Below are 14,697 nucleotides of genomic sequence, written 5' to 3'. Positions count from 1 at the left end.
TTCTCGTTTAAAATAGTTATACTAGGTGTAATTTCGAAGCTCAATTTGTTTAAGTTGGCTATAATTTGTGTTTCATATCTATTAGTGCTATAGTTTTAGTGCTATAGTTTTAGTGCTATAGTTTGAGAACACGGATTTGTTTTAGACAATTTACAGCTGTTATACATAATGGAATCGTTTTTTTTTAACGATACGTGCTAAGAAAGAATAAAAAAAGGCTGTCTCCAATATGTTAAGGCAGCCTTTTAATTTGTAATGAATCAATTAATTGAAACGATAGTATTTATAACATAATTTTATAAATGAGGGGACTATGGTTTCCTATTTCCATTAGAATTATTAATTGGTTTTATAAATGGTGTATTCTTTTTCAAAACGACCAACAACATCCACTTGTGTATTGTCTAATAGACGTCTTACTTTATAAGCAATGGGTACAGAGGTGTTTACAAGGTCTTGTGTGCTTGGAGCTTTTATAAAGGCCATGAACTCATTGTAGTTCGTGATAACTCCGGCGGGGCCTCCTAAAACTTTTACTTTAATGTTGTTAGAACTCCATAGTGAAGTGAATTTTTCATTATAAGCAACATCAGTTGAAGCACTCCATTGTAGAAATTTAACGCCAACCGCGGCGTTTACCATTTTGGTGATTTCAGTGGTACTTAAATCGGTCTCTATCAATAAATAGGCAATACGACCATAATCTACGCTACTAATATAAAGAGGTTCGTGAGAGCCGCACTCAGTGGCTTTAATGTCGCCACCAATCCAAGTACTTATAAACTTAGGGTCTATTGAGGCATTATAGAATTTTTGATACACCTTTACCATTACATAATTTTTTGATGTGGCAGAACTTGTGTTGGATGCATAGTTGAAATTAGCAGTAATCATTCCTGCAAGAACATTGGCTTCCACGTGAACACTTAGGGATTTGCTAAACGTGTTGCTCGAGTAAATAGAATCGCTTTGATAAGTGTAGTCTGCTGGAATTGCGTTCGGGTCATAAACACCGATATTATTAAATAAGAAGCTGTTCAATGTGCCTCTTATTGCACTTAAGGTGGGTTTAGTTGTAAATGCACCTGGAAACCCTGTTCCTTTTAAATCCACAGATAAAGTCACATCATTAAAAGGCGTGCTCAAAACTAAAGGATCATACGAACCTTTTACAAAAGAAGCCCCTCTTAAAATGCTTCCAGGGTAGATGATGTCGTTGGATTGTGAAGAATCGAAAACAAGTAAAGGGTTTATTGTTTTAGATTCTTCTACTTTTTCTAAATATTCATATTCGGTGTTTCCCGTGGTGGGATTTAGTTTCGATGCTCCTGTTTTTTCGCTCGAGATCGTTTTTGTAGGCATAGAGTCAAAGCTTACCTTTTCTAAATCAGAAGTTTTTTGTAATTCCGATTCATCTGAATCACAGCTTGAAAATATTAGTAAGAAAAGACAAAGTATGGCTGCCGGTAATTTTAGGTGTTTCATGGATTTGTAGGGTTTTTTAATATAGTTAAATAGAAATATCATAATACGTGGCTATAGGCTCAGCTTGATTATCGATTGTTTTATATATGGTAATGGAAGAAATGTTATTGGGTAAGCTAGGATAGTCACCACACTTATTTCTGGTTTTTATTATTTTTAGATTTTTGTTTACTTCAAAATCTCCAGAATAGCTGTCGTTATCATAGTTAGTAGAGTAGGTAAACGTGGCGTTTTTATCAACTAATAGGTTATCGAAAGTTTGATTTCCGCCATCCATCTTAAACCAAAAATCTCTATGCCGCCACTTATGAATACCACAATTGCTATCTACACCTACAGTAGAAGATGTTATGATTTTTACGGCATTGAAAACAATAGGGGCTTCAAAATGATAAGTTTTGGTTTTGTCCTCTAATTTAATTTGAAAGGTGCCAGGAACAAGGGGTTTAATATAAAATATATTATCACCCATTTTTAAGTTTAAAGATTCTACTTTAAGGTATTTTCCAGAATCTATTATGCTCGGAATATATAACTCATAGTCTGTATTTAATAAATCATGAAAAGTTGCGGACTTTCCTTCGGGTGTCGCTACAAATAAAGTGGCATATTCTAAATGTGTGATTTCAAAGTTTACTTTAACATAATCATTAACTTGAATATTGGTTGCCGATTTCTTCGGTGTGCCATAAAAATCCAAAACAGGAGGATTGTATTTTAATAAAACAAGTGGATCCGAAGGCGCTATAGGAGTTTCAGGTTCGGAACATGAAAACAAAATAAATCCTAAAAGGACAATGAGAAAGATTTTTTTCATTTCAAAAAGGTTAAATTCAAATCAAATGTAAGAATATATTTTATTTTAAAAAGAAAAAGTTTACAAAATCGATAAAATGAAAGTATAATAGGTCTTTTATCTGGTTTTGGGAGTTTATGTAAATTAATCTAAACCTAAGAAGGGCTTTAAAAGTTATGTTATAAAAAAAGAATATAGGATAGCATATGCGATGTTGTCCCTTCTGTTTTGGTAATGAATAGTTTTAATCCCTAAAATCTTTAAGTAATATGTGTTAAAAAAACTTGCATACTTGAAATTTATATTTATATTTGGGAAACCAATCTGGTTAACCAATTTGGTTTCCCAATAATTAAAAAAGTAATTTCACAAGATTACAGATAAACTATTTTATAACACTAAACCACTCTATTATGAAAACAAAACTACTTTTTACATTTTTATTAACTTACGCTATGGCTTTTGCACAAGGGACAGGCGAAGTTATTATTACTGAGTTCTACAACAGGCCACCCAAACCTTCGCAAGAACAAATTGATACTGTTAAAGGTTTGCCCCAAAACGCGGGTTCTGTAGGAAATACTAATAGTCCAGATGAAGGGCATGGAGAATGGCTTGAAATTTATAATACAACCACAGCGCCTGTTGTGATGGATGGTTGGAAACTTGTAGATGGCTCTAATAATGCCGAAGTTATTATAGAATCCTTCACTCTAGAAGCTGGAGCTTATGCCATATTTGCAGGGTATTATATTCCAGAACTCCATGGTGGTATTGAACCCGATTATATTTACCCTTTTAAGAAAATAAGTTTAAATAATGAAACCACCTATTCAGGAGGGTCAGAAACAAACTGTCCTGATGGCGTAATTATCTATAACGCAGCAGATGAGCTTGTAGATCAAGTTTTGTATGATTATGGATATGGTTCCTATATCTATGATGACGGATTAGGTGATGGTGTTACGAGTCATTGTTCAAATAATCCATCTGCAACACCTTTTGGTTTTCCTGGACAATCAGGATCATCCAAAACGTCTTTTATGTTAAAAGTTGGTGCACCATTAACCGCAGCAGCTAATGATGACCCTGCTAATTGGGAATATTCTACATTAACATATGATGGTAGCCAAAAAGGGACACCTGGTAAAGCCAATGATCAAGATGCAACACTTTCTGTTACTTCTTTTTTAGCATCGAAGTTAAGTGTGTATCCAAATCCAGCAAACGATTATATTACTATCCTGTCTGCAGATGTGAAGATTTCTTCAGCAGAAATATTTAGCCTTCTAGGTCAGAAAGTATTATCTCAAAATATGTCAAAAAATAATAGAATAGATGTATCGCATTTGTCTAAAGGAATTTATATGTTAAAAATATCTTCCGATGCAGGAAGTCTAACTAAAAAAATAATCATTGAATAGTTGTAGTTAAGTTTGAGTTTTAAAAAGCCTTTTTTTTTAAAAGGCTTTTTTGTAATTATGTCTTGTAACCATTAGTTTTTAAATATAATATCATGTCTAGAGTTTTAATTTTTTTAAGTGTATTTATAGTGTTAACCGCTTGTAACCAACAAAAGGGAACAGGTCCTATTAAAGTGGGCACTATAGGGGAGTTAAATAAAGCCTTTGAAAATGCTAAGGCTGGCGACGATATCGTTATGGCAAATGGAGTATGGAAAGATGTGGAAATTGTTTTTTATGGTGAAGGTACAAAAGAGCAACCTATAACTTTAAGAGCAGAAACAGCGGGAGAAGTTACTATTGAAGGGGCTTCAAACATGAAGTTGGGAGGAGAGTATTTAGTTGTTAAAGACCTTTATTTTAAAAATGGCTATAGCCCTTCCAAAGCTTTAATTGAATTTAAAATCAATGATACTTTAATTGCCAATAATAGTAGGATTACTAATTGTGTTATCGACGAGTTTACACAAGCAGATAGAGATGTAACGGATCATTGGGTAGGATTTTGGGGACGCCACAATCAACTGGATCACTGTTATATTGCAGGCAAATCGAATTTCGGACCCACAGTACGGGTCTTTTTAAAAGGGAATGAGCATATTAATAACCACCATCAAATTGTTAACAATCATTTTGGACCGCGCCCAAGAAAAGGAGGGCCTCACGGCGAAACATTACAAATTGGAGATAGCTATACGTCTATGACCCCGTCTTACACAAATGTGTCCAATAATCTTTTTGAACGTTGTAATGGAGAGGTGGAAATTATTTCAAGTAAATCTAATTTTAATGAATTTAGCCACAATGTGTTTTTTGAAAGTGAAGGCTCTTTAGTTTTAAGACACGGTAATTATGCTAAAATAGATGGCAATGTGTTTATAGGAAATGATAACTCTAAGTTTATAGGAGGTATACGGGTTGTAAACACAGGCCATTGGATTACTAATAATTATTTTTATAAAATTAAAGGGAATGAGTTCCGAAGCGCTTTAGCCGTAATGAATGGTGTGCCAAAATCCCCATTAAACCGATACAATCAAGTTACCGACGTGGTGGTGGCCCATAACACGTTTATAGATTGTATTTCTCCACTGCAGTTTAGTGTTGGTGTAAATATAGATAAGAAAGATGTGCTTCCTGCTTCAGAAATCCGTTCGGAACGTCCAGAGCGTTTTGTATTGGCAAACAATTTAATTTACAATCAAAATAAGGACAACCATCCAATTAAAGCTTATGATAAAGTGGATGGAGTGCTGTTTAAAAATAACATTCTAAATAGTGAAGACAAAAGTGATGTAACTGCCCATGGTTTTATCACCAAAGACCTGCAAGTAGATCAAATTTCTGAAAACCTATTTGTTCCTAACCAAAATTATGAAGATGTATATCATGGTTTTGATTTTGAAACCATAACACAAGATATCTTTAAAAGCGACAGGACCAAGAAAAATGCCATTGGTGCTATGGTGCTGCCTATTAAGGATAATACCGTGTTAATGGATAAAAAACTTTACGGAACCGACTGGTTTTCCAACGAAGCACCAGAGCAGAATGCTGAAACGATAAAAGTGGCTTCAACGGATAATTTTCAAGACCTGCTTAAACGCGCAAAATCTGGAGATATTTTGTCTTTAGAGCCAGGAACGTATAAGGTTAATGAAGCATTGATTATAGATAAGAATATAACCATTACGTCTGCTAATGTTGAACAAAAAGCAATCCTTCAAATAGCAACAGAGGTCAATGCCTTTGAGCTACACCCTAAAGGGAATCTTAATATTAAAAATGTTGTTTTAATTGGTGACAACACCCAGAAAGCGTTCGCTACTTTAGATAAAAACATGAGTAAAGCTTATGATTTGTTTGTTGAAAATAGCGAAATATCAAATTTTAAAACTGTTTTAGAAGTTTCAAAAGGATCCTTTGCAGATACTATTTCTGTTGTAAATACAACTATAAAGAACTCTTTAAATGGCTTTTTATTAAATAAAGAAACAGATTCTAAAGGAGATTATAATGCAGAATTTGTGCTTATAACCAATTCTACGTTCGATCACGTGCAAAACAATGTGTTGAATTACTATCGTGGCGGTTACGATGAGTCTACTATAGGCGGTAACTTGGTGCTTAGCAACAACACCTTTACAAATAGTGGTAAAGGAAGTGAGATTTTAATAGAAAATATAGGGATTGTAAATGTCGATATTTCTAATAATACTTTTAAAAACAATCCTGTAAAAACCATTGCGGTGCTCTGGGGCGAAAAAGGTCAAAAACCAGTTGATAATAATATTCAAAATTCTGGAGAGATTAAGATAGAGCAAAACTTAAAACAAAAATTAATGTATTAAGTATTGGCTCGTTAACCCCCATTATTTTACGCTTACTAATTACAGATAACCTCACAGCATTAAACGTCTGTGAGGTATAAAAAACGAACACGCTACAGATGCTAATAATAAAGCGGTGTGGCGTTTTTGTTTTATTAGATTTAAACGAAACAGTCTATTATCATGAACATATTTAAATTATTTTTTATAATCGGGTTATGTTTGCGCGCATCATTTAGTTATGCGCAAGACATTCCATCTACTAAAGTGATAGCAATTAGTGAACTATCAAACTATTTAAAACCTGAGATAAAAAAATCTTTAAATGCAAATGCTGAGATTTCAGAAGTAAAATTGGCGCATTATTTTAGAGAGAAATTTTCGGAACGTTATTTTTATGATTGGAGCACATTTAGTACACGTTTTTCCAATTACAAAACACTTTATCCTAATGCTGAAAAAAAACATGCAGAAAAGGCTAAGGAGCATCTATCTAAATTTTCAGGACCTACCAAATGGAAACTACCTTTCGATTATTTGAATCAAAAACCTGTAGATGCTTATGCGATTAGGCATTTGGCGCGGCAGCATAAAATGGTGGATATTGGATTTTATTATCATTATCAAAATCAGGATTTGCAATATTTAAATTATTTTACAAATCAATTGAAGTCTTTAAATGAAGCCTTGTCTACAGGCGCTTATGAAAGCATTGAAGATGGGAATGGTGTTTATGAAGCGTTTAGATCGGGGTATCGGGTTTTGAATTGGCTTAATATCCATAATATGTTTTTGGGAGAAAAACAATATTCCGATGAAAACCAACTTACAACTATAGCAACCCTGTTACAGCACGGGGCTCACCTGTATGAACATAACTCCGAGTTTCATCCAGGAAACCATCAAACCAGAGGACTTTCTGCCTTGGCCATGCTTTCTATTCTTTTTAGGGATTTTGAGGGTACCGAACTTTGGTATGAACGCGCTATGACCTTGTTGGAGACGCATTTGTCAAAAGAAATAAACGATGACGGTTTTCAGTTTGAACGAACAGTTCATTATCATGTTAGCGATATTGGTAATTACTACTATGTATATCAACTTGCTAAAATTAGTAATTTAGAAGTAAAACCTTTTTGGAAAGATCGTTTAAAGACTCTTTTTGTAACCTTAACTAAATTGGCATATCCAGATAAGTCGGCTCCAGTACTTTCTGATGATACGGATGATCCTTGGGCAGAAAAAAATGACATATCAGATGCTTTAACCTTAGGGTATCTGCTGTTTGAATCTCCAAAAATGGGCTATTTTGCCAATACTTACGTAGCACCCAATATGTTTTGGTATGTTACCGATAAACAATTAAAAATGTTGGATCATATAAAATCGCAATTTCCAACAATGAAATCTGTAGAATTTCCAAGCACAGGCTATTATATTATGCGTGAAGGCTGGAAACCTAATGATAAAATGATGATTATTTCTGCGGGACTAGATGCTGAAAAGCCAGATCATCAACATGGTGATATGTTGGGCATTCAGGCGATGGCGAATGGAAAGGTTATTTTGCCTAATTATCAAGTGCGCTATTCATTAAAAGATTTAGAGTTGTTTAAAAACTCTATGACTAAAAATGTGGCCTTGGTAGATAATGAGTTACAGGGCAAGCATTATACGTCCAATCAAGGCGGAAGTGGTTTTGGGAAATTTAAAGAATTGCCAGACCCTAAAACAATAGCTTGGGAAAAAAATGAAAATTTAGAGGTTTATGTGGGAAGTCATAACGGTTTTGAAAACATAGGAGTTGATTACTTCAGACAGGTTCTTTTTTTAAAAGATGACTTTTGGATCGTAAAAGATAATTTTAAATCGGAAGTGCCACATACATATAAACAAGTGTGGCAAGGGCATTACAGTTTAGAGGAAGCACCCAATTTAATACGATCTACATTTGCCGATGCTTCAGGATTGGATATTTATCAAATCAATGAAATAGATGCGGTAAAAACTTCTGGAAAACGCGGCAAACAATGGGCTGTGGTTTCAAAAAACAACCAAACAGATTTTAGTTTTATTACCCTTTTGTTTCCATATAAAGGGTATTCGAATAGACTTGATGAGGATAATTCTATAACGAAATTTAAAGATTGGGCATTGAATAATTCCACTTGGAAGCCAGAAGGCGTATCTCCAACTTCTTTAACAAAAGACAATGAAAATGTGTTCTTTTCTGTTAGTAGATTAAAACATCATAATATTCAAATCTCATTTTCAAAAGAAACAGATGTTTTTGTTAAATTAACAGATAATAAACTACAGCTACAACTATTGGGAGAAGGTTATATAGAATGTGTAATAGAGGTTAACAAGAAGCCTAAAACTATTAATTTGATGCCGGGTGCTGTTTTTGAGACTATTATAACAAAATAGTTTTTCCAAAAAAAAGTTCTGTAACACTTATGGTGTTTTTACACATAATAAATTTCCAATGGCATAGTGTTAAAAAAGCAAATTTGTCATGGTTTATTTTGTTTAAGGTACAAATAAGCATATATTTGGTAAACCAATTTGGTTAACCAGATTGGTTTCCGATAAAATAACAGTTGTATTAACCATATTTAACGATTCATAATGGCCTTTAAAAATATTTCTAAACTAGTTGCAATTTTAATCTTTACAGTTGGTATTTTGGTTTCTTGCAAAGAGCAATCACCTAATAGTAATATGGATCAAGCAATTTCAAACGAAGGACATCCCAATTTGATTCTAACCAAGAAAGGTGTTAGTCATATCAGACAAAAATTAGGACAAGTTCCGCTTTTTGATAAATCTTTAGAAGCAGCAAAACAAGAAGTCGACCTAGAAATTGGATTGGAAATAGAAGTGCCAATTCCAAAGGATTTTTCTGGCGGATACACTCATGAGCGTCATAAGCGCAATTTTTTGATGTTACAAAAAGCCGGTGTATTATATCAAATATTAAATGAAGAGAAGTATGCAAAATACGTGAAAGACATGCTTATGGAATATGAGGCTATGTATAAAACGCTTCCTGTACATCCGCAAACACGCTCTTATGCTAGAGGGAAGTTGTTTTGGCAATGTTTAAACGATTCAAACTGGCTGGTATACGTGAGCCAAGCCTACGATTGTATTTATGATTATTTGTCTCAAGAAGAACGGGATAAGCTAGAGAATAACTTGTTTCGTCCGTTTGCCGATTTTATTTCTATTGAAAACCCTCAGTTTTACAATCGCGTACATAATCACAGTACCTGGGGCAATGCCGCTGTAGGGATGATTGGTTTGGTTATGGGTGATGAAGATTTGATACATCGTGCTTTATATGGTATAGAAAATGATGGTTTAGATCCAGATGCCAAGGATAATGATGGTGGGTTTATAAAAGATAAAGAAGGTAGAGCTGGTTTTTTAGCTAATTTAGAAGAACCTTTCTCTCCAGATGGCTACTATACAGAAGGGCCATACTACCAGCGATATGCTATGTATCCGTTTTTAATTTTTGCAGAAGCTTTAGATAATGTAAAACCAGAACTGAAAATATTTGAGCATAAAGATGGCGTTTTATTAAAATCTGTGCATGCTTTGTTGCAATTGTCAGATGCCGATGGGGAATTCTTTCCTCTTAATGATGGACAAAAAGGGATGTCTTATTATTCAAGAGAATTGGTTACGGCGGTAGATATTGCTTATTATTATGGAGGTAAGAATCCAGAACTGTTAAGTATAGCCGAAAAACAAGATCAGGTATTGTTAGATGATACGGGATTTGCGGTAGCATTAGGAGTTAATGATGGCGCTATTGAACCGTTTGTAAAAAAATCTATTAATTTATCCGATGGCCCTAATGGCAATCAGGGTGGAGTAGGGGTTTTGCGAACAGATACTGTAGAGCTTGTGTTTAAATATGCTGCGCAAGGTTCCAGCCATGGACATTACGATAAATTGTCTTTTTCATTATATGACGATGGAGAAGAAGTTATTCAAGACTATGGGCTGGCGCGTTTTGTAAATATAGAACAAAAGGGCGGGGGTAATTATTTGAAAGAAAATACAACTTGGGCAAAGCAGTCTATTGCCCATAATACTATAATACAGAATGAAACGTCACATTTTGAAGCTAAGTACGAGGTTGGGAGCAAATTTCATTCAGATTTATATTTTTTTAATATTGAAAATCCTAATGTGCAAATAGTAAGCGCAAAAGAACAAAATGCTTATCCAGGAACTGATATGCACCGTACCATGGCGATTATAAAAGATGAAGACTTTGAGAGACCCTATGTGATGGATATTATGCGAGTAAACTCGGAAACAAAAAACCAATACGACCTCCCTTATTATTTTATAGGACAGGTGGTGAAAACAAATTTTAGTTATAATGCTCCAAAGCTATTAAAACCCCTTGGGGATAAAAACGGCTATCAGCACCTTTATTTAGAAGGGGAGGGAAAACCTTCAGGAAGTAATACCATGTTATCATGGTTAAATAACGAACGTTTTTATACCTTAACATCAGCTACTGATAATAAGGACGAATTGTTGTTTACAAGAATTGGTGCCAATGATCCTGAGTTTAACTTGCGAAGAGAGGCAGCTCTTATAATGAGAAGGAAAAATGCAGATAACACTATTTTTGCGTCAATTATAGAAACGCATGGAGGGTATAGTCCGGTATCTGAACTAGCATTAAATTCTAACAGTAATGTGTCTGAAATTAAAGTGATTTATAATAATGCTGCTTATACAGCATTAAGCATGACAACCGTTAATGATAAAACGAAGCTGTTTATTTTAGCAAACGAAGAAGCTTCTGCCCAAACAAAGCACAACTTAGAAATTAATGGTAAAAATTATGAGTGGACTGGGCCTTATCATTTAATAAAAACGGATTAAAACACAAAGTATTATTAATATAAGCTGGTGTTTTTTTTTATACATCACATCAACAAATATATTATACAGTGCCACTTAAAAGAAAAAAATAAGCTTTTTTTTTGATATGTGTAGCTTAACTCGTGATGCTTTTATGTAATATATTATTAACGAATAAATATTTTTTTTAATGAAAAATTAACGTATATTTGGTTTTCCAATCTGGTTAACCAATTTGTGAGACCAGATTGGAAAACCAAAAAATTAAATTTTATAAAAATGGTGTAAAAGTGAAATTATTAAAAAGTTATATGTTTTAAATACAAAAAAAGGACAGGTGCACGCCTATCCTTTTTAAAACAATCTACTTCTTTTAGGAGGGAAGTAAAATTTAAAACATGTAGTATAAGTGTATAAAACATGTGTTCCAGCGAAATTACAAAATTTTATTAAGAACAGTTGTTTTTCAATGTTATTTTAGGAATAAATAAGCCTACTATTGGAGTCGATACGTTACCGTAATAGCTAACAAGTTTACTTTTCTCGAAGCCTTTTATTCTATTTTATTTTAGTAAAATTAAACTATCTCAATAAATTATTTCATTATGAATTTAAAAACTAAGCTTTTTTTCATGGTATTATTGGTTTTCAATATTACCTTATTTGCACAGGAAAGTATTACGGTATCTGGCGCTGTGGTTTCTGCCACGGATGATATACCAATCCCCGGTGTTAATGTTATTGTGTTAAATACAACAAAAGGTGTTACAACAGACTTTGATGGTCGTTATGAAATCAATGTGAAAACTGGAGATGTATTACAGTTTTCTTATGTTGGATACGTCACTCAGGTTAAAGTGGTTGGCAATCAGAGAAACATACCTGTTTCTTTAGTTGAAGATATTGCAACATTAGAAGAGGTTGTTGTAATTGGTTATGGTACGCAAAAGAAAAGTCATACTACAGGAGCTATTTCTAAAGTAGTAAATGATGATTTAGACCAAATCGCAACATCAAGGGTAGATGATGCGTTAGTGGGGCAAGTATCTGGTGTAAACATTCAAGCTACAGATGGTGAAGCAGGAGCTGCGCCTACAATCAGCATTAGAGGTGTTGGTTCTATGGCTGGAGATTCTACACCATTAATCGTTGTAGACGGTATTATTGTTGATGCAAGTTTTCTAGGATCGTTAAATATGAATAATGTGGAATCCTTTGAAATATTAAAGGATGCTGCATCATCATCTATTTATGGTTCTAAAGGTTCTAATGGTATTATAATGATTTCTATGAAATCTGGTGTTTCTGGAAAAACAAGAATTAATTACAGTACGTTTACAGGTATAAAAACACCTAGAAAGAGTGATGCTTATGGTTTTACTACAGCAGGCTGGGCAGAGCAGCAATTAGCAGAAAATGGTGTGTTGTCGCCATATACTCAAGCACAATTGCAAATTGGTACAGACCGTTCTTGGCAAGATGTGTTTTTCGAGCAAGGTGTTATCACTAACCACTCCTTATCTTTAAGAGGTGGTAATGATAAAACAAAATTCACGGTAAGCATGAACTATTCTGAGGATGAAGGGGTTATGTTGGTGGATAATTATAAAAAATACGGAGCAAGATTAAGCTTGGATAGTAAATTAAATGATAAATTTAGCATAGGAGCTAACTTTAGCCCTTCATTTACTAATAGAAGAAGATTCTCGGAAAATATTCATAATGTAGCCAGACATCAGCCTTGGCTGCCTATTTACCATACCGAACACTCCCTTCAGTTTGTTGATCCAAATGGTGCTTATGCAGATAAGCAAGTTGGAGATTATGCAAGACAAGATCACTTTACAATATTTGACTTAGATGGAGATGGCCAAATTAACGATATTCTTACTAATATAGGTAATAGTAATAATGCCAATCCTTATGCTAGAATTATGGAGCGTGATAGAACGGATGAGAAATTTCAGCTTTATGGAAGTTTTTATGGGCAATATAATATTACCTCAGATTTGAGTTTTAAATCCAGTTTATCAGGATCCTATAACGATACAAAACGAATCGATTATATGGGGACTCAAGCAAGAGAAAATGTTACAGATGCTTACATGGAAGAAATTTCTCAAAAAGAAAATTACATAATATTTGATAACTTTTTTAATTATGATAAATCTTTTGGGAAGCATGATTTAGGGGTTACTGCTGGTATATCTGTTGAAAGTAGAAATTATTTCTTTTCTGCAATGAAAGGTACAGGCTATACTAATGATGTAGTACAACAAATTACTAATGCCACGTCTATTGCTTCATTTGATGGTTTTGAATGGCAAAAACGCGGACTTTCTTATGTGTCAAGGGTTAACTATGCTTACGATAGTAAATATTTAGCCTCTATCAGTATGAGGCGTGATGGAAGTTCTATTTTTGGTTCAGAATTTAAATATGGTAATTTTCCAGCGGCATCTATTGGTTGGAACATGGCTAAAGAAGACTTTTTGGTAGAAAGTGACTTTATCAACAATTTTAAGTTTAGAGTGAGTTATGGCGTAACAGGTAACGACCGCTTAAATACAGGTTCTACAGATGCAGATGCACAAGGAAGCTCATCTATATTAAGTACAGGTGATATTTTAGTAGATTATTACCCACACTTAGCCTTGTTAGGAGCTGCTAATTCTAGCTATGCTGTAGATGGTAGCGTACAGGCAGGTTTCTCACCCGTTAATATTGCCAACCCAGAATTAAAATGGGAACGTTTAATTGAAATTAATCCTGGTCTAGATTTTGGATTTTTAAATAATAAAATAACGGGTTCTGTAGATTGGTATCAAAGAAAAAGTGACCAATTATTACTGAATAACCCCATATCGGCTACTACAGGTTTTACAGGAGCTTTAGTGAATTTAGGTGAGGTGAAGAATGAAGGTTGGGAGTTTGAATTAAGAACACGAAACGTTTCTTCTCAAAACTTTAAATGGAGCTCTACAGTTATTGCGACTACTAATAAAAACACTTTAATTGATTTTGCTGATTCTAATGGGCAAATTACAAGTTTAGATGCTAGTAGACCTGCAGAATGGATTAACTTAGAAGGACAACCAATCTCTTTGTTTTACGGCTATGTGGTTGATAAAGAAATCCCTTTTGAAGAAAGAGATAGACCTTATAGACATGTTGGTGCCGAATCTGGATTGGTCTTTGTGAAAGATTTAAATGGAGATGGTGTATTAGATGATGAAGATAAAACAGTTTTAGGAAATCCTTATCCAGAATTAATTTGGAGTTTCACAAACGAATTTAGTATTGGCGATTTTGATGTGTCTTTTATGTTCCAAGGATCTCATGGGGCAGAGGTAAGAAATATTGCCGATCACTATTTATTTAGTAATAATAATAATAGATCTTTATTAAGTGGGTCCACACTAAATACAGAGTTTTTAGTCGATAAATATTTTACAAATAGTATCGTGCAGGACGCTTCGTACATTGCGTTAAGAAATGTGAATGTTGGATATAATTTTCCAAATCGCATATTAGATAAATTTGGAATATCAGGATTGAAAATCTATGCAACAGGTCAAAATTTAATTTATAAAACCGCTTCTAATTATACTGGATGGAACCCAGAAGCTTTAGATAAAACTAGTCCAACGCAATATGGATACCAAAGAGGTGGTTCGCCTATTTACAGTACCATATCTTTAGGTTTAAATTTAGATTTTTAATAATT

At 33.8% G+C, this 14,697-nt stretch carries 7 protein-coding genes; 5 read left to right on the top strand and 2 right to left on the bottom strand.

The window, feature by feature from the left end; translation table 11 throughout:
* Nucleotides 1-339 precede the first annotated feature (339 nt).
* Together ACFFU9_RS14485 and ACFFU9_RS14480 are read right to left on the bottom strand one after the other, a co-directional pair.
* Nucleotides 340-1,485, bottom strand: a complete 1,146-nt coding sequence (locus ACFFU9_RS14485) for a thiol-activated cytolysin family protein (RefSeq protein WP_379862199.1) — start codon at nt 1,483-1,485, stop codon at nt 340-342.
* Nucleotides 1,486-1,510: 25 nt separating this feature from the next.
* A complete protein-coding gene (locus ACFFU9_RS14480) occupies nt 1,511-2,302 on the bottom strand; it encodes a hypothetical protein (RefSeq protein WP_379862198.1) in 792 nt (263 codons plus the stop codon).
* Between the two features lie 392 nt (nt 2,303-2,694).
* Here ACFFU9_RS14480 and ACFFU9_RS14475 point away from each other — a divergent pair, with 392 nt between their 5' ends.
* The 5 genes from ACFFU9_RS14475 to ACFFU9_RS14455 all read left to right on the top strand — a co-directional run bounded on the left by ACFFU9_RS14475 (nt 2,695) and on the right by ACFFU9_RS14455 (nt 14,692).
* Nucleotides 2,695-3,705, top strand: coding sequence for a T9SS type A sorting domain-containing protein (locus ACFFU9_RS14475; protein WP_379862197.1), 1,011 nt, complete (start codon nt 2,695-2,697; stop codon nt 3,703-3,705).
* Nucleotides 3,706-3,797: 92 nt separating this feature from the next.
* Complete coding sequence (locus ACFFU9_RS14470) at nt 3,798-6,095, top strand: chondroitinase-B domain-containing protein (RefSeq protein WP_379862196.1); 2,298 nt, start codon at nt 3,798-3,800, stop codon at nt 6,093-6,095.
* A gap of 162 nt (nt 6,096-6,257) precedes the next feature.
* A complete protein-coding gene (locus ACFFU9_RS14465; protein ID WP_379862195.1) occupies nt 6,258-8,504 on the top strand; it encodes a heparinase II/III family protein in 2,247 nt (748 codons plus the stop codon).
* 201 nt (nt 8,505-8,705) lie between these two features.
* Nucleotides 8,706-10,991, top strand: coding sequence for an alginate lyase family protein (locus tag ACFFU9_RS14460; protein WP_379862194.1), 2,286 nt, complete (start codon nt 8,706-8,708; stop codon nt 10,989-10,991).
* 584 nt (nt 10,992-11,575) lie between these two features.
* Complete coding sequence (locus ACFFU9_RS14455) at nt 11,576-14,692, top strand: SusC/RagA family TonB-linked outer membrane protein (RefSeq protein WP_379862193.1); 3,117 nt, start codon at nt 11,576-11,578, stop codon at nt 14,690-14,692.
* Nucleotides 14,693-14,697 lie beyond the last annotated feature (5 nt).

The organism is Mariniflexile ostreae (assembly GCF_042427585.1).
Classification (GTDB): domain Bacteria; phylum Bacteroidota; class Bacteroidia; order Flavobacteriales; family Flavobacteriaceae; genus Pseudalgibacter; species Pseudalgibacter ostreae.
This window is presented reverse-complemented; position numbering and strand designations above follow the sequence as displayed.